Consider the following 22,351-nt stretch of genomic DNA (forward strand, 5'->3'; position numbering starts at 1 on the left):
GGATTCATTATTCCACTGCTCGCCGGGTTATAGCAAGATGACTTTTACCAATTATCACCCGGTTACTCACAGTTTCTTCACTTCAACGGGGTGATTGGTTTAATAACCACCAAATCGATTGCGCGAAAGGGGAGTGGTCCGGATAAAAGTAAATATAAGCATAGAAAAATGAGTGGCGCTAATGTCTGACGCTATTTAGAATCGCCAACCATGAAAACAGAGACTCCAGCCGTAAAAATGGTTGCCATCGCCGACGACGAGGCGGGGCAACGTATCGATAATTTTTTGCGCACCCAGTTGAAGGGCGTGCCAAAAAGTATGATTTATCGCATCTTGCGTAAGGGCGAGGTGCGGGTGAACAAAAAACGCGTGAAGCCAGAGTATAAGCTCGAGGCGGGCGATGAAGTCCGGATCCCACCGGTACGTGTTACAGAGCGTGAAGAAGAGGTCGTTTCTCCGAAGCTGCAAAAAGTCGCGGCCCTGAGCGACGTTATCCTTTATGAGGACGACCACATTCTGGTGCTGAATAAACCGTCCGGAACGGCGGTACACGGGGGGAGCGGTCTGAGCTTCGGCGTGATTGAAGGGTTACGCGCGCTGCGCCCGGAAGCGCGTTTCCTCGAACTGGTTCACCGTCTTGACCGCGATACCTCTGGCGTGCTGCTGGTGGCGAAAAAACGTTCTGCGCTGCGTTCACTGCATGAACAGCTGCGCGAAAAAGGGATGCAGAAAGATTACCTGGCGCTGGTGCGCGGCCAGTGGCAGTCCCACGTGAAAGTGGTGCAGGCGCCGCTGCTGAAAAATATTCTGCAAAGCGGCGAGCGCATTGTTCGTGTTAATCAGGAAGGGAAACCGTCTGAGACGCGCTTTAAAGTTGAAGAGCGCTACGAATTCGCCACGCTGGTGCGCTGTAGTCCGGTGACGGGGCGTACCCACCAGATTCGCGTCCATACCCAGTTTGCGGGCCATCCGATTGCGTTTGATGACCGCTATGGCGATCGCGAATTTGATAAGCAGCTGGCGGGAACAGGGCTGTCGCGTCTGTTCCTGCACGCGGCAGCGCTGAAATTTACCCATCCTAATACCGGCGAAGTTATCCGTATTGAAGCGCCGCTGGATGAGCAGCTCAAACGCTGTCTGAAAGTTCTGCGCGGCTAAGGTAAATGTAAAACGGCAATGTATATTGCCGTTTTTTATGTTTGCCCCCTCTCCCTGTGGGAGAGGGCCGGGGTGAGGGCATCAGGCCGCAGGGATCACATCGTCAGCGGATTACACTCTTCTCGCCTCAACATCTGGCACAGCGCAATCAGCGGCAACCCCACCAGCGTGTTGGGATCGCGGCCATCGAGCTTGTCGAACAACGCAATCCCTAGTCCTTCACTTTTAAAGCTCCCTGCACAGTTTAGCGGACGTTCCCGACGCACATAATCCATAATCTCCTGCTCGCTAAGATGACGGAAGTGCACATCAAACGGCTCGCACTCGGTTTGCAGATGACCGGAAGCCGAATTATAAAGCGCCAGGCCGGTATAAAAGGTCACGATACCGCCTCGCGCACGCAACAGCTGCTGGCAGGCGTTTTCTTCCGTATGCGGTTTGCCGGTGATTTCGCCGTCCAGCACACAAACCTGATCGGAGCCTATAATCAGATGTGCGGGGTAACGTACGGCCAGCGACTGTGCTTTCTCTTTCGCGAGACGGGTCACCAGATGACGCGGTGACTCGCCCGGCTGTGGCGTTTCATCCACCTCCGGCGCAGCGCATTCAAACGGGATCCCGAGCTTTTCCAGCAGCATTCGGCGATAAGGTGAAGTGGAAGCAAGGACGAGATTTGGCATATTTTTATCACCAGATATAGCGTATCGATGCCAGCCATTTTAAACTACAGGCCGCAATGTGTGCGAATAATTGGCAAAAGGCAGCTCTGGTTGCCTTTTTCTTTGACTCTATGACGTTACAAAGTTAATATGCGCGCCCTATGCAAAAGGTAAAATTACCCCTGACTCTTGATCCGGTTCGTACGGCTCAAAAACGCCTCGATTACGAAGGAATCTATTCTTCCGATCAGGCTGAGCGTATTGCCGAATCTGTAGTCAGTGTGGACAGTGATGTAGAATGCTCCATGTCGTTCGCTATCGACAACCAGCGTCTCGCCGTGTTAACCGGTGATGCAAAGGTGACGGTAACGCTCGAATGTCAGCGTTGCGGGAAACCGTTTGTACAGCATGTTCACACAACGTATTGTTTTAGTCCGGTTCGTTCTGACGAACAGGCTGAAGCACTCCCGGAAGCGTATGAGCCGATTGAGGTTAACGAATTCGGTGAAATCGATCTTCTGGCGCTGGTTGAAGATGAAGTCATCCTCTCCCTGCCAGTCGTTCCGGTGCATGATTCTGAACACTGTGAAGTGTCCGAGGCGGACATGGTCTTTGGGGAACTGCCTGATGAAGCGCAAAAACCAAACCCATTTGCCGTATTAGCCAGCTTAAAGCGTAAGTAATTGAGGAGTAAGGTCCATGGCCGTACAACAGAATAAACCAACCCGTTCCAAACGTGGCATGCGTCGTTCCCATGACGCGCTGACCGCAGTTACCAGCCTGTCTGTAGACAAGACTTCTGGTGAGAAACACCTGCGTCACCACATCACCGCTGACGGTTTCTACCGCGGCCGCAAGGTTATCACTAAGTAATCACGCGTCAGCGTGATTAGGCTTAGTGAGGAACTTCCCCGTGCAAACGGGGAGTTTACCGAACCAGGCTGCGACGATACCTTGACACGTCTAACCCTGGCGTTAGATGTCATGGGGGGAGATTTTGGCCCTACCGTGACAGTGCCTGCAGCATTGCAGGCACTGAATTCTAATTCGCAACTCACACTTCTTTTAGTCGGTAATCCCGACACAATCACGCCATTACTTGCAAAAGCTGACTTTGAACAACGTTCGCGTCTGCAGATTATTCCTGCGCAGTCAGTTATTGCCAGTGATGCCCGGCCATCGCAGGCTATTCGTAATAGCCGCGGCAGCTCTATGCGAATGGCGCTGGAGCTGGTGAAAGAAGGGCGAGCGCAGGCTTGCGTCAGCGCGGGAAATACTGGCGCGCTGATGGGGCTGTCGAAATTATTGCTCAAGCCGATTGAGGGCATTGAGCGTCCGGCGCTGGTGACGGTATTACCGCATCAGCAGAAGGGCAAAACGGTGGTGCTGGATCTGGGCGCTAACGTGGATTGTGATAGTACAATGCTGGCTCAGTTTGCCGTTATGGGGTCGGTGCTGGCTGAAGACGTGGTCGGGATTAATAATCCCCGCGTTGCTTTACTGAATATTGGTGAAGAAGAGACTAAAGGCCTGGACAGTATCCGCGACGCTGCGGAAATACTCAAACAGGTCCCCTCCATCAACTATATTGGTTATCTCGAAGCCAATGAGTTGCTGACGGGCAAAACGGATGTATTAGTGTGTGATGGCTTCACCGGAAACGTGACGTTGAAGACCATGGAAGGGGTCGTACGAATGTTCCTTTCTCTGCTGAAATCGCAGGGAGAAGGTAAAAAAAGGTCCTGGTGGCTGATTTTATTAAAGCGTTGGTTACAAAAAAGCCTGACGCGGCGATTCAGTCACCTCAACCCCGACCAGTATAATGGCGCCTGTCTGTTAGGATTGCGCGGCATCGTGATTAAGAGTCATGGCGCCGCCAATCAGCGAGCATTTACCGTCGCGATTGAACAGGCAGTGCAGGCGGTGCAGCGACAAGTCCCTCAGAGGATTGCCGCTCGCCTGGGATCTGTATTAGCTAAAAGTGACTGAGCGTACATGTATACGAAGATTTTAGGTACCGGCAGCTACCTGCCAAAACAAGTGCGTACCAACGCCGATCTTGAAAAAATGGTAGATACGTCTGACGAGTGGATTGTCACGCGCACAGGTATCCGTGAACGTCGTATCGCCGCGCCAGACGAAACTGTGTCCACCATGGGCTACGAAGCCGCTCAGCGAGCGCTTGAGATGGCTGGCATTGATAAAGAACAGATCGGGCTTATTGTGGTGGCGACAACCTCTGCCACGCATGCCTTCCCAAGCGCAGCGTGCCAGGTGCAGAACATGCTCGGCATCAAAGGCTGCCCGGCATTTGATGTTGCAGCAGCGTGCGCGGGTTTCACCTATGCGCTGAGCATCGCCGATCAGTATGTAAAATCGGGCGCCGTAAAATATGCGCTGGTGATCGGCGCTGATGTGCTGGCGCGTACCTGCGATCCGACCGATCGCGGCACGATCATTATTTTTGGCGATGGCGCGGGCGCGGTGCTGCTGGGGCAGTCCGAAGAGCCGGGCATCATCTCCACGCACCTGCATGCCGATGGCCGCTACGGCGAGCTGTTAACGCTGCCTAACGCCGATCGCGTTAATCCTGATAACTCCATTTACCTCACCATGGCAGGTAATGAAGTATTCAAGGTGGCGGTGACTGAGCTTGCGCATATTGTCGATGAGACGCTGGAAGCCAATAACCTTGAACGCACCGCACTCGACTGGCTGGTGCCGCATCAGGCGAACCTGCGTATCATCAGCGCGACGGCGAAGAAGCTGGGCATGTCTATGGATAACGTTGTGGTGACGCTTGATCGCCACGGCAACACCTCTGCGGCATCGGTACCGTGCGCATTTGACGAAGCGGTACGCGATGGACGAATTAAACGGGGCCAACTGGTCTTGCTTGAAGCCTTTGGTGGCGGGTTCACCTGGGGTTCCGCGCTGGTTCGTTTCTAGGATAAGGATTAAAAAATGACGCAATTTGCTTTTGTGTTCCCGGGACAGGGCTCGCAAACTGTTGGGATGTTGTCTGAAATGGCAGCAAACTATCCGGTTATTGAAGAGACTTTCCGTGAAGCCTCTGACGCGCTGGGTTATGATCTGTGGGCGCTGACCCAACAGGGCCCCGCTGAAGAGCTGAACAAAACCTGGCAAACTCAACCGGCACTGCTGGCAGCCTCCGTCGCATTGTGGCGCGTATGGCAGCAGCAGGGCGGCAAAGCGCCGACGCTGATGGCGGGTCATAGCCTGGGTGAATACTCTGCGCTGGTCTGCGCAGGGGTGATTGCCTTCGCTGACGCGGTACGCCTGGTTGAATTGCGTGGTAAATTCATGCAGGAAGCGGTGCCAGAGGGCACGGGCGGCATGTCTGCCATCATCGGTCTGGATGATGCTTCTATCGCTAAAGCCTGTGAAGAATCTGCTGAAGGTCAGGTCGTTTCTCCGGTAAACTTTAACTCGCCAGGCCAGGTGGTTATCGCGGGTCATAAAGAAGCGGTTGAGCGTGCAGGCGCTGCCTGTAAAGCTGCGGGCGCAAAACGTGCACTGCCCCTGCCGGTGAGCGTACCGTCTCACTGCGCGCTGATGAAGCCCGCTGCCGATAAGCTGGCGGTTGAGCTGGAAAAAATGACCTTTAACGCACCGACGATTTCCGTTGTGAATAACGTCGATGTGCAGTGCGAAACCGCGCCGGAGGCTATCCGTAACGCGCTGGTTCGCCAGCTCTACAGCCCGGTTCAGTGGACTAAAACCGTTGAATTTATGGCGTCTCAGGGCGTTGAACATCTGTATGAAGTTGGTCCAGGTAAGGTACTTACCGGTCTGACAAAACGTATTGTAGACACCCTGACTGCCTCGGCGATTAACGAGCCGGAAGCCATGAAAGCGGCACTCTCGCAATAAAAGAGGAATACCATGAGTTTTGAAGGAAAAATTGCCCTGGTGACCGGCGCAAGCCGCGGTATTGGGCGCGCTATTGCTGAAACACTGGTTGCGCGCGGCGCGACGGTGATCGGGACTGCGACCAGTGAGAATGGCGCACAGGCCATCAGCGACTATCTGGGTGCGAACGGTAAAGGTCTGGTACTGAATGTGACTGAACCTGCATCTATCGAATCTGTTCTGGAAAATATTCGCGCAGAGTTTGGCGAAGTGGATATTCTGGTCAATAATGCCGGGATCACTCGCGACAACCTGCTGATGCGAATGAAAGACGACGAGTGGAACGATATTATCGAAACCAACCTGTCATCTGTATTCCGTCTGTCAAAAGCGGTAATGCGCGCTATGATGAAAAAGCGTCATGGTCGTATTATCACTGTAGGTTCTGTGGTTGGTACCATGGGAAATGCTGGTCAGGCTAACTACGCTGCGGCGAAAGCAGGTCTGATCGGTTTCAGTAAGTCGCTGGCGCGTGAAGTCGCGTCCCGCGGAATTACTGTAAACGTTGTTGCTCCGGGCTTTATTGAAACGGACATGACGCGTGCGCTGACTGATGAGCAGCGTGCGGGTACGCTGGCGGCAGTTCCGGCGGGTCGTCTTGGCGACCCTAAAGAAATCGCCAGCGCGGTTGCATTTTTAGCCTCTGACGAAGCGGGTTACATCACTGGTGAAACCCTCCACGTCAACGGCGGGATGTACATGGTTTAATCACGATCGAAAATATTTGCGTTATTTGGGCAAATGGCCTCAAAATAACGTAAAATCGTGGTAAGACCTGCCGGGATTTAGTTGCAAATTTTTCAACATTTTATACACTACGAAAACCATCGCGAAAGCGAGTTTTGATAGGAAATTTAAGAGTATGAGCACTATCGAAGAACGCGTTAAGAAAATTATCGGCGAACAGCTGGGCGTTAAGCAGGAAGAAGTTGTGAACTCCGCTTCCTTTGTTGAAGACCTGGGCGCAGATTCTCTTGACACCGTTGAGCTGGTAATGGCTCTGGAAGAAGAGTTTGATACTGAGATTCCGGACGAAGAAGCTGAGAAAATCACCACCGTTCAGGCTGCCATTGATTACATCAACGGTCACCAGGCGTAAGTGAACATCTCCAGGCGGTCATTCGACCGCCTGAGTTTTATCTTTTGTTGTCCCACGAATCTCTTTTTTTATCCCTCCCTGGAGGACAAGCGTGTCTAAGCGTCGTGTAGTTGTGACCGGACTTGGCATGTTGTCTCCTGTCGGCAATACCGTAGAGTCCACCTGGAAAGCTCTCCTTGCCGGTCAGAGCGGCATCAGCCTAATCGACCATTTCGATACTAGCGCCTATGCAACGAAATTTGCTGGCTTAGTAAAGGATTTTAACTGTGAAGAGATCATCTCGCGCAAAGAACAGCGCAAGATGGATGCCTTCATTCAATATGGAATTGTCGCTGGCGTTCAGGCCATGCAGGATTCTGGCCTTGAGATTACGGAAGAGAACGCGACCCGTATCGGCGCCGCTATCGGCTCCGGGATTGGCGGTCTTGGTCTGATTGAAGAAAACCATACATCTCTGATGAATGGCGGCCCGCGTAAAATCAGCCCGTTCTTCGTTCCGTCTACGATTGTCAACATGGTGGCAGGTCACCTGACCATTATGTTCGGCCTGCGTGGCCCAAGCATCTCAATCGCGACAGCCTGTACGTCTGGCGTGCATAACATCGGCCAGGCCGCGCGTATCATTGCGTACGGCGATGCAGATGCTATGGTTGCGGGCGGCGCTGAAAAAGCCAGTACCCCGCTGGGCGTCGGTGGCTTCGGTGCAGCGCGTGCGCTCTCTACCCGAAACGATAATCCGCAGGCGGCGAGCCGTCCGTGGGATAAAGACCGTGACGGCTTCGTGCTGGGTGACGGTGCAGGCATGATCGTACTGGAAGAGTACGAACACGCGAAAAAACGTGGCGCGAAAATTTATGCTGAAGTTGTTGGCTTTGGCATGAGCAGCGATGCTTATCACATGACGTCTCCTCCAGAGAACGGCGCAGGCGCTGCGCTGGCGATGGAAAACGCCATTCGCGATGCGGGCATTACGCCGGCACAGATTGGCTACGTTAACGCGCACGGGACGTCTACCCCTGCGGGCGATAAAGCAGAAGCGCAGGCTGTTAAGTCTATCTTCGGCGAATCTGCCAGCCGTGTGCTGGTGAGCTCCACGAAATCCATGACCGGTCACCTGCTGGGTGCTGCGGGGGCAGTAGAGTCAATCTACTCTATTCTCGCGCTGCGCGATCAGGCTGTACCGCCAACCATCAACCTGGATAATCCGGATGAAGGTTGCGATCTGGACTTCGTTCCTCACGAAGCGCGCCAGGTTAGCGGTATGGAGTATACCCTGTGTAACTCCTTCGGCTTCGGTGGGACTAACGGTTCTCTGATCTTCAAAAAGGTCTGAGTCTGGTTAGCCGCTGACGAAAAAAAAAGGTCCGCTTGCCGGGCCTTTTTTATTAGGTGAAATCCCCTTGTCCGGCTGCTCACATCCTGCCAGACTGAGCCTCCACGCATAAGGAGCCACCATGTTTTTAATTAATGGCCTTGAGCAAGAAACGCTGCCGGCAAGCGACAGGGCGACCCAGTTTGGCGATGGCTGTTTCACGACTGCGCGTATTCTCGACGGTGGCGTGTGTCTGCTCGGGGCCCATATCCTTCGTTTACAAAAAGCCTGCGAAGCACTACTGATCCCTTTCTCGCAGTGGGACATTCTTGAAAGTGAAATGCGTCGGCTGGCGTCAGATAAAGCAAGCGGCGTCCTGAAAGTCATTATTAGCCGCGGGAGCGGTGGCCGGGGCTATAGCGGTTCTGCCTGTCTGCATCCTACGCGGGTCCTTTCCGTTTCAGATTATCCTTCCCATTATGCGCACTGGCGTGAAGAGGGCGTAGCCCTGGCGTTAAGTCCGGTACGTCTGGGGCGAAACCCGATGCTCGCTGGCATAAAACATCTCAACCGCCTTGAACAGGTGCTTATTCGTACTCATCTTGAGCAGACGGAGGCCGGGGAGGCGCTGGTTCTTGACAGCGAAGGGTACATTACGGAATGCTGTGCGGCTAATTTACTCTGGCGGAAGGGCAGTGACGTGTTCACGCCTTCGCTGGAGCAGGCCGGCGTCAACGGCATTATGCGGCAGTTTTGTCTGCACCAGCTGGCACGCGCAGGCTTTCGCGTTGTCGAAGTCAACGCTAAGGAAGAGGCGCTGCTGTCTGCCGATGAAGTCGTAATCTGCAATGCGCTGATGCCCGTTGTCCCCGTTCGCGCTTATGGCCGCAAATGCTGGTCATCCCGCGAGCTGTTCCAGTTTCTGGCCCCGTTATGTGAGCAAACCAGGTAGTCATGAAGAAAATGTTACGCTTTGTCCTCCTTCTTATCGTTGCGTTCGGTATCGCTGGCGGAGCGGGAGTGTGGAAAGTCCGTCAGCTGGCGGAGAGTCAGATTCTGATAAAAGATGAGACGATTTTTACCCTGAAAGCGGGGACCGGGCGGCAGGCGCTTGGTCAGCAGCTGTATGACGACAAAATTATCAATCGCCCACGCGTATTCCAGTGGCTGCTGCGTATTGAACCGGACCTGTCCCATTTCAAGGCCGGCACCTATCGCTTTACCCCTGGCATGACCGTGCGCGAGATGCTGCAACTGCTGGAGAGTGGTAAAGAAGCCCAGTTCCCGCTGCGTTTTGTGGAAGGTATGCGTCTGAGCGATTACCTCAGGCAGCTGCGGGACGCGCCATACATTAAGCATACGCTGAAAGATGACCGCTACCAGACCGTGGCAGACGCCTTAAAATTCGAACATCCCGAGTGGGTGGAAGGCTGGTTCTGGCCCGATACGTGGATGTATACGGCAGGCACGACGGATGTGGCCATTCTGAAGCGCGCGCACAACAAAATGGTCGCGGCGGTAGACGCTGCCTGGAAAGGGCGAGCAGAGGGCCTGCCTTATAAAGATCAAAACCAGTTCATGACGATGGCCTCGATCATCGAGAAAGAGACGGCCGTTGCTGCCGAACGTGACCAGGTTGCCTCGGTGTTTATTAACCGTCTGCGCATCGGCATGCGTTTGCAAACCGATCCTACCGTCATCTACGGCATGGGCGAAAACTACAACGGCAGGATTTCCAGAAAAGATCTGGAGACGCCAACGGCGTATAATACCTACGTGATTAGCGGCCTGCCGCCTGGACCGATCGCGACGCCGAGTGAAGCATCGTTGAAGGCCGCCGCGCACCCGGCCAAAACGCCGTATCTCTATTTTGTGGCTGACGGAAAAGGGGGGCATACGTTTAATACCAACCTGGCCAGCCACAATCGCTCCGTTCAGGACTATCTGAAGGCACTTAAGGAAAAAAATGCGCAGTAAATACATTGTCATTGAGGGACTCGAAGGGGCGGGCAAAACAACTGCCCGTAACGTGGTGGTGGATACGCTTACGTCGCTTGGCGTTGCCGACATGGTCTTTACCCGCGAGCCGGGCGGTACGCAGCTGGCGGAAAAACTGCGCAGCCTGGTTCTGGATATCAAATCCGTTGGCGATGAAGTTATTACCGACAAAGCGGAAGTGCTGATGTTCTATGCGGCGCGCGTTCAGCTGGTGGAGACGGTGATCAAACCCGCTCTGGCAGAAGGGAAATGGGTGATCGGCGATCGCCACGATCTCTCAACCCAGGCGTATCAGGGCGGTGGCCGGGGTATCGACCAGACCATGCTGGCTACGCTTCGCGACGCGGTTCTGGGCGATTTCCGTCCTGACCTGACGCTGTATCTGGACGTGACCCCTGAGGTGGGCCTGAAGCGCGCCCGTGCCCGCGGCGAACTGGACCGCATTGAACAGGAGTCTTTTGATTTCTTTAACCGCACCCGTGCGCGTTATCTGGAACTGGCCGGGCAGGACAAGACCATTCGTACCATCGATGCGACGCAATCCCTTGAAGACGTTACGCGTGATATTCAGCAGACCGTTACGCAGTGGCTACAGGAGCAGCAGGCATGAAATGGTATCCATGGTTGCGCCCACACTTTGAACAGCTGATCGGCAGCTATCAGGTTGGTCGGGGGCATCATGCGTTACTGATCCAGGCGCTGCCGGGAATGGGTGATGATGCGTTGATTTACGCCATCACCCGCTTTCTGATGTGCCAACAGCCGGAAGGACATAAAAGCTGCGGTAAATGCCGGGGTTGCCAGCTCATGCAGGCGGGCACGCATCCTGACTATTACACCCTCGAACCCGAGAAGGGCAAAAATACGCTCGGTATCGACGCGGTGCGTGAGGTCAGTGAGAAACTGTACGAATATGCGCGTCTGGGGGGGGCGAAAGTGGTGTGGCTGAAAGACGCCGCGCTGCTCACGGAAGCCGCAGCCAACGCCCTGTTAAAAACCCTGGAAGAGCCGCCAGAGAATACCTGGTTTTTCCTCTCCTGCCGCGAGCCGGAACGCTTGCTGGCGACGCTGCGCAGTCGCTGCCGTCTTCACCACCTCGCTGTCCCTCAGGAATCCTGGGCGCTCGCCTGGCTTGAGCGAGAAGTGACGGTGTCACAAGATGCGGCGCGCTCGGCGTTGCGCCTGTGCAGCGGTGCGCCTGCGGCTGCGCTGGCCTTATTGCAGCCGGAAGTGTGGTCTCAGCGTGAAACGCTGTGTCGTGCGGTTGAATCAGCCCTCGACAGCCATGACTGGCTGAGCGTGCTGCCAGCGCTGAACAGCGATCAGGCTCCGGAACGGCTACACTGGCTGGCCGCACTGCTGCTGGATGCGCTCAAAATCCAGCAGGGGGCGACGCTTCTGACTAACCCTGACGTGTGGGCGCTGGTCACCACGCTGGCGAATCGCCTGTCAGGGCAGTCGCTGCACGCTATCCTTCATGATATCTGCCAGAGCCGTGAACAACTTTTGACAGTGACCGGTCTCAATCGCGAGCTTTTACTGACCGACCAGTTACTGCGTATCGAACACTACCTGCAACCGGGCGTCATACCGCCGGTTTCCCACCTCTGAGAGAGACATTATGTTTTTAGTCGACTCACACTGCCATCTCGATGGCCTGGATTATCAGTCCCTGCATAAAAATGTGGACGACGTGCTGGCGAAAGCCGCCGCGCGCGATGTGAAATTTTGCCTGGCCGTGGCGACCACGTTGCCGGGTTACCGCGCCATGCGTGAACTGGTAGGCGAGCGCGATAATGTCGTCTTCTCCTGCGGCGTGCATCCGCTGAATCAGGATGAAGCATACGACGTTGAGGATTTACGCCGTCTTGCCGCAGAAGAGGGCGTAGTGGCGATGGGCGAGACCGGTCTCGACTATTTCTACACCCCGGAAACGAAACCTCGCCAGCAGGAATCCTTCCGCAACCATATCCGTATTGGCCGTGAACTGAATAAGCCGGTTATCGTTCATACCCGCGATGCGCGTGCCGACACGCTGGCGATCCTGCGGGAAGAAAAGGTGACGGATTGCGGTGGCGTACTACACTGTTTCACTGAAGACAGAGAAACGGCGGGTAAGCTGCTTGATTTAGGCTTTTATATCTCGTTTTCGGGGATCGTCACGTTCCGCAATGCCGAGCAACTGCGTGATGCGGCGCGCTATGTTCCGCTGGATCGTATTCTGGTGGAAACCGATTCACCGTACCTGGCGCCGGTGCCTCATCGCGGCAAAGAGAATCAGCCAGCGATGACCCGGGATGTCGCTGAGTATATGGCCGTTCTGAAAGGTGTCAGTATTGAAGAGCTGGCTCGCGTGACAACGGAAAACTTCGCCAGTCTGTTCCATATCGACCCCGCCCGCCTGCAATCTGTCTGATACGCCTGTTATTTTTAGGCTCGTAATTAATAAGTAAAACGAGTAAAGTTCACCGCCTCATTTGGGGCGGTGATGGCGTTTTTAGACACATCCAGACATGCTTTATGTAAATATCTGCAAGTTTTTTGGCCGTCTTGAACTGAAACGTGATAGCCGTCAAACAAACTCAGAGGGAATTATTTTACTCTGTGTAATAAATAAAGGGCGCTTAGATGTCCTGTCCACGGCGCGGTACTCCCCCCGGGCCAATGCGTGAAAACGTAAAAAAAGCACAAATACTCAGGAGCACTCTCAATTATGTTTAAGAATGCATTTGCTAACCTGCAAAAGGTCGGTAAATCGCTGATGCTGCCAGTATCCGTACTGCCTATCGCAGGTATCCTGCTGGGTGTCGGTTCTGCAAACTTCAGCTGGCTGCCAGCCGTAGTTTCCCACGTGATGGCCGAAGCAGGCGGTTCTGTTTTTGCTAACATGCCGCTGATCTTCGCTATCGGTGTTGCTCTGGGCTTCACCAATAACGACGGTGTATCCGCGCTGGCGTCCGTTGTTGCTTACGGCATCATGGTGAAAACCATGGCTGTGGTTGCGCCGCTGGTACTGCATTTACCTGCTGAAGAGATTGCCGCTAAGCATCTGGCGGACACCGGTGTTCTCGGTGGTATCATCTCCGGTGCGATTGCAGCGTATATGTTTAACCGCTTCTATCGCATCAAGCTGCCTGAGTATCTGGGCTTCTTCGCGGGTAAACGTTTTGTGCCGATCATTTCTGGTCTGGCCGCGATTTTCACCGGTGTGGTTCTGTCTTTCATCTGGCCACCAATCGGTACAGCAATCCAGACATTCTCTCAGTGGGCGGCTTACCAGAACCCGGTTGTGGCGTTCGGTATCTACGGCTTCATTGAGCGCTGCCTGGTACCATTTGGTCTGCACCACATCTGGAACGTTCCATTCCAGATGCAGATTGGTGAATACACCAACGCAGCAGGCCAGGTGTTCCACGGCGACATCCCACGCTACATGGCGGGTGACCCAACGGCAGGTAAACTGTCTGGTGGCTTCCTGTTCAAAATGTACGGTCTGCCGGCCGCCGCAATTGCGATCTGGCACTCTGCTAAACCAGAGAACCGTGCAAAAGTGGGCGGTATCATGATCTCCGCAGCGCTGACCTCGTTCCTGACCGGTATCACCGAGCCGATCGAGTTCTCCTTCATGTTCGTTGCGCCGATCCTGTACATCATCCACGCGGTACTGGCAGGTCTGGCATTCCCAATCTGTATCCTGCTGGGTATGCGTGACGGTACGTCCTTCTCTCACGGTCTGATCGACTTCATCGTTCTGTCCGGTAACAGCAGCAAGCTGTGGCTGTTCCCAATTGTGGGTGCGGGCTACGCAGTGGTGTACTACACCGTCTTCCGCGTGCTGATCAAAGCACTGGACCTGAAAACGCCGGGTCGTGAAGATGCAACGGAAGACAGCAAAGCCGGTGTGACCAGCGAAATGGCGCCTGCTCTGGTAGCTGCTTTCGGCGGTAAAGAGAACATCACTAACCTGGACGCGTGTATCACTCGTCTGCGTGTGAGCGTTGCCGACGTTGCGAAAGTAGACCAGCCGGGTCTGAAAAAACTGGGCGCAGCGGGCGTCGTTGTTGCAGGTTCTGGTGTTCAGGCAATCTTCGGTACGAAATCCGATAACCTGAAAACCGAAATGGATGAGTACATCCGCAACAACTAAGCTGTGACCTGTGGAGACTAAGGCAGCCGAATGGCTGCCTTTTTTATTACTGCGGTTTGTGGTGCCGGGTGGCGGCTGCGTCTTACCCGGCCTACGTGATGGGTAGGGCCGGTAAGCGCAGCGCCACCGGGCTTCTGTCACTCAGAAATCGTAGCTCGCGCTCACCGAGACGTTCAGCGGCGCGCCATACACTACATAAGAACCGACGTAATCGTAATACTCTTTGTCGAACAGGTTGTTGACGTTAGCCTGCACCGCAAAATCTTTGGTGACCTGATAACGGCTGAACAGGTTCACCAGCCCATAGCTGCCTTGCTCCGCGCGGGAACGTCCTGCCGGGCCGCCTTCCACGTCCGTCCACACTTTGTTCTGCCAGTTTACGCCGCCGCCCACGGTCAGTTCCGGCAGCATTGGCAACTGATAGCGGGTGAAGAGCTTCATGGTTGTGCGCGGCTGATCGGCGCTGACGGCGTTTCCATTCTTATCTTCTGCGATGTAACGCGTCGCGCCGAAGGTCAGCTGCCAGTTATCGGTCAGGGCACCGTTGAGCTCGAACTCGACCCCTTTGCTGACCACCCCGTCCAGCGATTCATAGATCGACTCACCGCTCGGCATGTAGGTATAGGTGTTGCTGGCGACGTTATCCTGCTCAATGCGGAAAATCGCCAGCGAGGTGGTGAGGCGGGTATTAAACCAGTCCGCCTTCACCCCGGCTTCGTAGCTTTTACCCGTGGTAGGGTCGAGATAACGTCCGCTGGCGTCGCGCTTATCCTGCGGCTGGAAGATAGAGGTATAGCTGACGTAGGTCGACCAGTCCTCATTGATGTCATACACCAGGCCGGCGTACGGCGTGACATCATCTTTGGTGCTTTCCAGACGGGTATTCGGCGATCCTGCCGGGTTATAACGAATGTTATATTGGGTGTAGCGCGCGCCCAGGATCAGGTGCAGCGGATCGGCCAGCGAGAAACGAGCCGACGAATAGGCTGAAGACTGGCGAATATCATCCTTGCTGTAGAGTTTCCACGGCGTCCACTGGGGATCGGCGATGTTCCCGTTCCAGTTCTTAAAGTTGCCGACATCAACCATGCCGTATACCGCATCCGGCATGGAGTTGTCGTAATGGTTACGCTGACGGCTGAAGCTGCCGCCGAACATCATTTCGTGCTGACGGCCAAAGAGATCGAAGCCGCCGCGCAGGAAGGCGTCAACCGCATCCTGTTTACGTTCCCCACGGTTCCAGCCGCCGTAACCCACCAGGCCCGCACCGGTCTCTTTATCCGGATAGCCGGACATATACATCAGTTTGGAGTCGAAGTTGGTTTCAGCATGCATGCCGTTGATGTGCGCTTCCCAGCCATTATCGAAACGCTGAGTCAGGTTAGCGAAGATGCGGGTGCTGTCTTTATCTGAATAAGCCCAGTCAGGTGCGACAGTCTGGCTGCGATTGTAGTGGGTCTTACTTCCGTCGCTGTACCAGGTCGGCAGCCCGCCCCAGGTTGGGTCGGCGGTATGGCTTTCCTGATACTCATACCCTACCGAGAGGGTGGTGCTGTCGGTGACATCCGCGTCCATCACACCGTAGAGGAATTTCTTCCGGTAGTGGTAGTTATCCACGAAGCTGTCGTTGTCCTGATAACCGGTAATCAGACGGCCCCGTACCTTACCTGACTCTACCAGCGGCGCCTGGAGATCCAGCACGTAGCGCTGCTTGTCCCAGCTGCCGTAACTGGCGGAGACGTTACCTTTAAATTCCGGGCTGTCCGCGTGCTTACGCACCATATTAACGTACGCCGCCGGGTTGCCCGTGCCGGACATCAGGCCGGTGGCGCCGCGAACCACTTCGATGCGGTCATAAATCGCGGTATCCGCGGCGGTATCACCAAAGTTCCACACTTCACTGATGGAGGTTGGCAGGTCGTCATAGGCGTAGTTGCTGACGAAAAAGCCGCGTGAGTAAAACACGGTACGGTCGCTGTCCTGCACCTGGGCCGTAATGCCCGTGGTATTCGTCAGCACCTGTCCGATGGATTGCAGATTCTGGTCAGCCATACGTTGCTGGCTGATAACGCTGACGGACTGTGGGATGTCGCGGGGAACCAGCAACAGTTTGGTGCCGGTGGTGGTGGTTTTTACGCTGTAATCCTGATCCTGGCTGGCAGAAAGATCCTGTGTGTTGTCAAAACCCCCGTCTACGACGACGGTATCTTCGGTGGTTGAAGCAGCGAAAGCGGCGGTTGGCGTCAATGCCATAGCAATGCAGGCGGCCAGCAACGAAGGTGTTGCGGCAGGCTGACGTTGCCCATCCCTGGTGTGATTAATGAAAGACATCATCAAACCCTTGGTGAATGGTGAAGGTAATTCGCGACAGTCCCGCTAGCACGGGCTGACGTCGTTTTCTATGTTAAAAATGCGCATGAAAATGCAAATGCGAAATATACGCATTGTGATTAACGCTGTAAACAGATGTTTCGGGATGAACTGAAATAAGGTTTCAGAAAAGAAATGTCCTAAAGCGATGCCTCTTCAGCCAGATGGCGGACAATCAGGAAAGAAATCACGGGAGAAGGTTGAAAGGACAGGAGAAACTCGCTCATACTCTTGTCTTGTGTCACGCAGTAAATCAGACAATGTGTGTTAACAACGGACGCACGACGCCAGATTAAACTTAAAAGGAAAAGGTCATGGCTGAAGAAACGATTTTCAGTAAAATTATCCGCCGAGAAATTCCGTCGGATATTGTCTATCAGGATGAACTGGTCACGGCTTTCCGCGACATTTCTCCCCAGGCGCCGACGCACATCCTTATTATTCCCAATATTCTGATCCCGACCGTCAATGACGTTAAAACCGAGCATGAAGTGGCGCTGGGCCGTATGCTTACGGTGGCCGCGAAAATCGCAGAGCAGGAAGGGATTGCTGAAGACGGATACCGTCTGATCATGAACTGTAATCGCCATGGCGGCCAGGAAGTCTATCATATTCATATGCATCTGCTGGGTGGACGTCCACTGGGACCGATGCTGGCACATAAAGGTCTTTAATATGTTAACTGGGCGTATTGCAGCGCTGATCGTGACGCTGGTAATGGTTGGGTGCAGCGCGCGTCCCGCCATCCCGGTCAGTGAAGAACAGACGCTGGTGATGGAGTCCTCAGTGCTTGCTGCGGGCATCACGGCGGAGAAACCTTCGCTGACCATAAGCGAAATCCAGTCTTCAGCCTCCTCTACGCTCTATAACGAAAGGCAAGAGCCAGTGACGGTGCATTATCGCTTCTACTGGTATGACGTGAGAGGTCTTGAGATGCACCCGCTTGAGGCGCCGCGCAGCGTGACTATCCCGGCAAGATCGTCAGTCACGCTCTACGGCAGCGCCAGCTATCTGGGTGCACATAAGGTGAGACTTTATCTTTATTTGTAAGGAGTGAACCTTGATTAAAACAATGAGCCGTTATGCGCTCCTGAGTGCTTTTGCACTCTTTCTGGCGGGTTGTGTGACGCGAACGGAAGAACCAGCACCGGTAGATCAGGCGAAGCCGGGAACGGAACAGCCAACAACGCCAGCGCAGCCTGTTCCAACCGTGCCGTCTGTACCGACCATTCCGGCGCAGCCTGGCCCGATCGAACATCCGGACGACACCGCACAGCCTGCGCCGCGAGTACGCCACTATGACTGGAACGGCGCAATGCAGCCGATGGTGGGCAAAATGTTGCAGGCACAGGGCGTTACGCCCGGTAGCGTGCTGCTGGTGGACAGCGTGAACAACCGTACAAACGGTTCCCTGAATGCGGGAGAAGCGACGGAAACCCTGCGCAACGCGCTGGCAAACAACGGTAAATTTACGCTGGTCTCAGCTCAGCAGCTCGCGGTCGCCAAGCAGCAGCTTGGTCTGTCGCCTCAGGACAGCCTGGGTTCGCGCAGTAAAGCGATGGGTATTGCCCGCAACGTTGGCGCGCAGTATGTCCTTTATTCTAACGCGACAGGCAACGTGAACACGCCGTCGTTGCAGATGCAGTTAATGCTGGTTCAGACCGGCGAAATTATCTGGTCAGGTAAAGGTGCCGTTACGCAACAATAAGCGCACGCGTCATGACGTCCTGACGCGTTATTTCCCTCAGTACCGTGTTATCGCGCCGCAAGCCCCCGCCGGGCTTGGCGGCGCGAGTTGCATTATTGAGCGTGGCGACCATCGGCTGGTTTTACGTCAGCATCACGATGCCGCCGCGCCTGCCTCCCATTTTCGTCGCCAGTTCCGCGCCCTGAAGCGCCTGCCCGCCGACCTTGCGCCACAACCTCATCTCTTTATCAGAGACTGGATGGCGGTGGCGTTTATTGCGGGTGAGATCAAAAGCGAGCTTCCCGATACGCCTGCGCTTGCAGCCATGCTGTATCATCTGCATCGCCAGCCGCGTCTGGGCTGGCGGGTAACGTTACTTCCTTTGCTGGATCACTACTGGCAGCAGGCTGCGCCTGGACGACGCACGCCCTACTGGCTGGCGCAGCTTAAGCGGCTACGCAGAGCGGGAGAGCCGCAGGCGTTACGTCTGGCGCCGCTGCATATGGATGTCCACGCGGGTAATATCGTTCATACCACGGCAGGCGAGAAACTTATCGACTGGGAATATGCCGGAGACGGTGACGTGGCGCTCGAACTCGCTGCGGTCTGGATGCCTGATGAGGCGTCGCGCGAGCAGCTGATAACCGCCTATGCCCGAAACGCCAACATCAATGCGCTCACCCTTGCGCGGCAGGTCGCGCGCTGGCGTCCGTGGGTGTTGATGCTGATGGCGGGATGGTTTGAAATGCGCCTTCAGCAGACAGATGACAAACAATTTATTGCGCTGGCAAATGATGCCTGGCGTCAGTTACAAACGAAAGGATAAGAGAGGTAGGTGTGGGTCCAGTAATGTTGGATGTCGAAGGGTTTGAGCTGGATGCGGAAGAGCGCGAAATTCTGGCGCATCCGCTGGTAGGGGGGCTGATTCTTTTCACCCGCAATTATCATGATCCGGAGCAGTTGCGTGAGCTGGTTCGCCAGATCCGTGCGGCGTCGCGCAATCACCTGGTGGTGGCCGTAGACCAGGAAGGTGGGCGTGTGCAGCGTTTCCGCGAAGGGTTTACCCGTTTACCCGCCGCGCAATCTTTTGCTGCGCTGCTGGGGATCGAAGAGGGCGGTCAACTGGCGCAGGACGCCGGCTGGCTGATGGCCAGCGAGATGATCGCCATGGATATCGACATCAGCTTCGCCCCGGTGCTGGACGTAGGACACATTAGCGCGGCAATTGGTGAGCGTTCGTATCATGACGATCCGCGTATTGCGCTGGCAATGGCGACGCGCTTTATTGACGGTATGCATGCTGCGGGCATGAAAACCACCGGCAAACATTTCCCGGGCCACGGGGCGGTGACGGCGGATTCCCATAAAGAAACCCCGCGCGATCCGCGCCCGGAAGCAGACATTCGCGCTAAAGACATGTCGGTTTTCCGCTCGCTGATCGCTGATAACAAGCTGGATGCCATCATGCCTGCGCACGTCATCTACAGTGAGGTCGATCCGCGTCCGGCCAGCGGCTCTCCACACTGGCTGAAAACCGTACTGCGTCAGGAATTAGGCTTCAATGGCGTAATTTTCTCTGACGATTTATCCATGGAGGGGGCGGCAATTATGGGTAGCTATGCCGAACGTGGGCAGGCTTCGCTGGATGCGGGTTGCGATATGATCCTCGTCTGCAATAATCGTAAAGGGGCGGTGAGCGTGCTGGATAACCTGTCGCCGATCAATGCTGAACGTGTTACACAATTGTATCATAAAGGTTCATTTAGTCGTCAGGAGCTGATGGACTCGGCGCGCTGGAAAACGGTAAACGCCCGGCTTGAAGCCCTGAACGAGCGCTGGCAGGCACATAAAGCAGCCCTTTAATTCATCCCGGAAGGCGTAGCGTGGTGAGACGATGATCATTTATTTACACGGTTTTGACTCAAACAGTCCTGGTAATCATGAGAAAGTGCTGCAATTGCAGTTTATCGATCCGGATGTCCGGCTGATCAGTTACAGCACACGTCATCCGAAGCATGACATGCAGCATCTGCTTAAAGAAGTGGATAAAATGTTGCAGCTCAATATCGACGATCGCCCGCTGATCTGCGGCGTGGGGTTAGGAGGATACTGGGCAGAGCGCATCGGTTTTTTGTGCGATATCCGTCAGGTCATTTTTAATCCTAACCTCTTTCCGAACGAAAACATGGAAGGCAAAATCGATCGCCCGGAGGAGTACGCCGACATCGCAACTAAATGCGTGAGCAATTTCCGTGAAAAGAACCGCGATCGGTGTCTTGTGATCCTCTCCCGCAACGATGAAGCGCTGAACAGCTCCCGCGCCGCCGAGCTTCTGCACCATTACTACGAAATTGTCTGGGACGAAGAGCAGACCCACAAGTTCAAAAACATTTCCCCGCACTTGCAGCGTATTAAAGCCTTTAAAACGCTGGGCTGATCTCCTTGAACCTGATAAAGGCCCGGTACGTGAAAGCGTACCGGGCCTCTTTTTTGTCAGAGTTGTCTACTTTTAAACCATCAAAACTTGATACATATCAATTTTGGTATGACCAATGCGCCTGACGTGCTATTCTCAATGAATCTGAATGGTTTCAGCGCAGTAACCTGTTGTTAATTAAGGGTTATTTCTATAACTTTTAATTAACAATTGGTTAATAATTTGAGGGGGTCACGTTGACTACGCCATTGAAAAAGATAGTGATTGTCGGCGGTGGTGCTGGCGGATTGGAGCTGGCGACACAGCTGGGTAAGAAGCTGGGTCGCGGTAAGAAAGCCAAAATCACGCTGGTGGATCGTAACCACAGTCATCTGTGGAAGCCGTTACTGCACGAAGTGGCGACCGGGTCGCTGGATGAGGGCGTGGATGCGCTGAGCTATCTGGCGCATGCGCGTAACCACCACTTCCAGTTCCAGCTGGGTTCGGTGGTGGATATCAATCGTGAAAACAAAACCATCACGCTGGCTGAGCTGCGTGATGATAAAGGCGAGTTGCTGGTTCCTGAGCGCAAGCTGGCCTATGACACGCTGGTGATGGCCCTGGGCAGTACCTCCAATGATTTCAACACCCCAGGCGTAAAAGAGCACTGCATCTTCCTGGATAACCCGCATCAGGCGCGTCGTTTCCATCAGGAGATGCTTAACCTGTTCCTGAAGTACACCAATAACATGGGTGCTAACGGCAAGGTCAACATTGCTATCGTGGGCGGCGGCGCAACGGGCGTTGAATTATCGGCGGAGTTGCACAATGCGGTCAAACAGCTGCACAGCTACGGCTACAAAGGGCTGACTAACGAAGCGCTGAATGTGACGCTGGTGGAAGCAGGTGAACGTATTCTGCCTGCGCTGCCGCCGCGTATTTCCGGCGCGGCGCACAACGAGCTGACCAAACTGGGCGTGCGCGTGCTGACCCAGACCATGGTGACCAGCGCGGATGAGGGCGGCCTGCATACCAAAGACGGCGAATATATCCAGGCCGACCTGATGGTTTGGGCTGCGGGGATCAAAGCGCCTGATTTCATGAAAGATATCGGTGGGCTGGAGACGAACCGCATTAACCAGCTGGTGACAGAGCCGACGCTGCAAACCACGCGCGATCCGGACATCTTCGCCATTGGCGACTGTGCCTCCTGCGCACGTCCGGAAGGCGGATTTGTACCGCCTCGCGCTCAGGCCGCGCACCAGATGGCAAGCCTCGTGCTGCATAACATCCTGGCGCAGATGAAAGGCAAACCGATGAAAGCCTATGTCTACAAAGACCACGGCTCTCTGGTGTCGCTCTCAAACTTCTCCACCGTGGGCAGCCTGATGGGTAACCTGATGCGCGGCTCCATGATGGTGGAAGGGCGCATCGCCCGCTTCGTGTACATTTCTCTGTACCGTATGCACCAGATTGCGCTGCACGGCTACTTCAAAACCGGCCTGATGATGCTGGTTGGCCGCATCAACCGCGTGATCCGTCCACGCCTGAAGCTGCACTAATTTCTCTCTC

24 protein-coding genes are annotated in these 22,351 nt (G+C 54.8%); 22 read left to right on the forward strand and 2 right to left on the reverse strand.

Translation table 11 applies throughout. The features are described 5' to 3' along the window. The first annotated feature begins 210 nt into the window (after nt 1-210). Nucleotides 211-1,158 (forward strand): 23S rRNA pseudouridine(955/2504/2580) synthase RluC, encoded by a 948-nt coding sequence (gene rluC, locus KTH07_RS05875; protein WP_217310896.1) that lies wholly within the window; start codon nt 211-213, stop codon nt 1,156-1,158. Between the two features lie 95 nt (nt 1,159-1,253). On the opposite strand, the gene KTH07_RS05880 is transcribed toward rluC, so the two are convergent. Beyond that, entirely contained in the window at nt 1,254-1,838 is a 585-nt protein-coding gene (locus tag KTH07_RS05880; RefSeq protein ID WP_017693639.1) for a nucleoside triphosphate pyrophosphatase, read from the reverse strand. 140 nt (nt 1,839-1,978) lie between these two features. Between KTH07_RS05880 and yceD the strand changes: the two genes are divergently transcribed. From yceD to ptsG, 14 genes are all read left to right on the forward strand, one after another. Continuing rightward, a complete protein-coding gene (yceD, locus tag KTH07_RS05885) occupies nt 1,979-2,500 on the forward strand; it encodes a 23S rRNA accumulation protein YceD (protein WP_003857966.1) in 522 nt (173 codons plus the stop codon). Between the two features lie 16 nt (nt 2,501-2,516). After that, on the forward strand, nt 2,517-2,690 hold the full coding sequence (gene rpmF / locus KTH07_RS05890; RefSeq protein WP_003857964.1) for a 50S ribosomal protein L32: 174 nt from the start codon (nt 2,517-2,519) through the stop codon (nt 2,688-2,690). 81 nt (nt 2,691-2,771) lie between these two features. Next, nucleotides 2,772-3,806, forward strand: coding sequence for a phosphate acyltransferase PlsX (plsX, locus tag KTH07_RS05895; RefSeq protein ID WP_017693638.1), 1,035 nt, complete (start codon nt 2,772-2,774; stop codon nt 3,804-3,806). Nucleotides 3,807-3,812: 6 nt separating this feature from the next. Beyond that, nucleotides 3,813-4,766: a beta-ketoacyl-ACP synthase III gene (locus KTH07_RS05900; protein ID WP_017384725.1), complete on the forward strand. Its 954-nt coding sequence runs from the start codon at nt 3,813-3,815 to the stop codon at nt 4,764-4,766. A gap of 15 nt (nt 4,767-4,781) precedes the next feature. After that, nucleotides 4,782-5,711, forward strand: coding sequence for an ACP S-malonyltransferase (fabD, locus tag KTH07_RS05905; protein WP_015570824.1), 930 nt, complete (start codon nt 4,782-4,784; stop codon nt 5,709-5,711). 12 nt (nt 5,712-5,723) lie between these two features. Then, nucleotides 5,724-6,458: a 3-oxoacyl-ACP reductase FabG gene (gene fabG, locus KTH07_RS05910; RefSeq protein WP_003857956.1), complete on the forward strand. Its 735-nt coding sequence runs from the start codon at nt 5,724-5,726 to the stop codon at nt 6,456-6,458. Between the two features lie 154 nt (nt 6,459-6,612). Beyond that, nucleotides 6,613-6,849 carry an acyl carrier protein gene (gene acpP / locus KTH07_RS05915; protein ID WP_003857954.1) on the forward strand — a complete coding sequence of 79 codons (237 nt, stop codon included), beginning with the start codon at nt 6,613-6,615 and terminating at the stop codon, nt 6,847-6,849. Between the two features lie 91 nt (nt 6,850-6,940). Then, nucleotides 6,941-8,182 carry a beta-ketoacyl-ACP synthase II gene (gene fabF, locus KTH07_RS05920; RefSeq protein WP_003857950.1) on the forward strand — a complete coding sequence of 414 codons (1,242 nt, stop codon included), beginning with the start codon at nt 6,941-6,943 and terminating at the stop codon, nt 8,180-8,182. A gap of 121 nt (nt 8,183-8,303) precedes the next feature. Continuing rightward, on the forward strand, nt 8,304-9,113 hold the full coding sequence (pabC, locus tag KTH07_RS05925) for an aminodeoxychorismate lyase (protein ID WP_023303428.1): 810 nt from the start codon (nt 8,304-8,306) through the stop codon (nt 9,111-9,113). A 2-nt stretch (nt 9,114-9,115) separates the two neighbouring features. Next, a complete protein-coding gene (gene yceG, locus KTH07_RS05930; RefSeq protein ID WP_017384722.1) occupies nt 9,116-10,138 on the forward strand; it encodes a cell division protein YceG in 1,023 nt (340 codons plus the stop codon). Continuing rightward, nucleotides 10,128-10,769, forward strand: coding sequence for a dTMP kinase (gene tmk, locus KTH07_RS05935; RefSeq protein ID WP_003857946.1), 642 nt, complete (start codon nt 10,128-10,130; stop codon nt 10,767-10,769). Before yceG ends, tmk begins: the two co-directional genes overlap by 11 nt. Next, complete coding sequence (holB, locus tag KTH07_RS05940) at nt 10,766-11,770, forward strand: DNA polymerase III subunit delta' (RefSeq protein WP_015570820.1); 1,005 nt, start codon at nt 10,766-10,768, stop codon at nt 11,768-11,770. The genes tmk and holB overlap by 4 nt, the downstream gene beginning before the upstream one ends. Nucleotides 11,771-11,780: 10 nt before the next feature. Continuing rightward, a complete protein-coding gene (locus KTH07_RS05945) occupies nt 11,781-12,575 on the forward strand; it encodes a metal-dependent hydrolase (RefSeq protein ID WP_023303429.1) in 795 nt (264 codons plus the stop codon). Between the two features lie 297 nt (nt 12,576-12,872). Further along, on the forward strand, nt 12,873-14,306 hold the full coding sequence (ptsG, locus tag KTH07_RS05950) for a PTS glucose transporter subunit IIBC (RefSeq protein WP_006809245.1): 1,434 nt from the start codon (nt 12,873-12,875) through the stop codon (nt 14,304-14,306). Between the two features lie 141 nt (nt 14,307-14,447). Here ptsG and fhuE read toward each other — a convergent pair whose 3' ends face one another. Further along, a complete protein-coding gene (gene fhuE / locus KTH07_RS05955) occupies nt 14,448-16,637 on the reverse strand; it encodes a ferric-rhodotorulic acid/ferric-coprogen receptor FhuE (RefSeq protein WP_045338052.1) in 2,190 nt (729 codons plus the stop codon). 353 nt (nt 16,638-16,990) lie between these two features. On the opposite strand from fhuE, the gene hinT reads away from it, so the two are divergent. From hinT to KTH07_RS05990, 7 genes are all read left to right on the forward strand, one after another. Further along, a complete protein-coding gene (gene hinT, locus KTH07_RS05960) occupies nt 16,991-17,350 on the forward strand; it encodes a purine nucleoside phosphoramidase (RefSeq protein ID WP_006809243.1) in 360 nt (119 codons plus the stop codon). 1 nt (nt 17,351) lies between these two features. After that, entirely contained in the window at nt 17,352-17,726 is a 375-nt protein-coding gene (locus KTH07_RS05965) for a YcfL family protein (protein WP_003857939.1), read from the forward strand. Between the two features lie 13 nt (nt 17,727-17,739). Beyond that, the gene (gene lpoB, locus KTH07_RS05970; RefSeq protein ID WP_085939398.1) at nt 17,740-18,384 is read left to right on the forward strand and encodes a penicillin-binding protein activator LpoB; all 645 of its coding nucleotides are present in this window, start codon (nt 17,740-17,742) and stop codon (nt 18,382-18,384) included. After that, nucleotides 18,365-19,189: a thiamine kinase gene (gene thiK, locus KTH07_RS05975; protein WP_017384718.1), complete on the forward strand. Its 825-nt coding sequence runs from the start codon at nt 18,365-18,367 to the stop codon at nt 19,187-19,189. Before lpoB ends, thiK begins: the two co-directional genes overlap by 20 nt. Nucleotides 19,190-19,200: 11 nt before the next feature. Continuing rightward, entirely contained in the window at nt 19,201-20,226 is a 1,026-nt protein-coding gene (gene nagZ, locus KTH07_RS05980) for a beta-N-acetylhexosaminidase (RefSeq protein ID WP_003857934.1), read from the forward strand. Nucleotides 20,227-20,257: 31 nt separating this feature from the next. Continuing rightward, complete coding sequence (gene ycfP, locus KTH07_RS05985) at nt 20,258-20,800, forward strand: alpha/beta hydrolase YcfP (RefSeq protein WP_006809239.1); 543 nt, start codon at nt 20,258-20,260, stop codon at nt 20,798-20,800. A 236-nt stretch (nt 20,801-21,036) separates the two neighbouring features. Beyond that, the gene (locus KTH07_RS05990) at nt 21,037-22,341 is read left to right on the forward strand and encodes an NAD(P)/FAD-dependent oxidoreductase (RefSeq protein ID WP_017693633.1); all 1,305 of its coding nucleotides are present in this window, start codon (nt 21,037-21,039) and stop codon (nt 22,339-22,341) included. The last annotated feature ends 10 nt before the right edge of the window (nt 22,342-22,351 follow it).

It is taken from the genome of Enterobacter cloacae complex sp. ECL72 (genome assembly GCF_019056635.1).
GTDB lineage: Bacteria > Pseudomonadota > Gammaproteobacteria > Enterobacterales > Enterobacteriaceae > Enterobacter > Enterobacter hormaechei_C.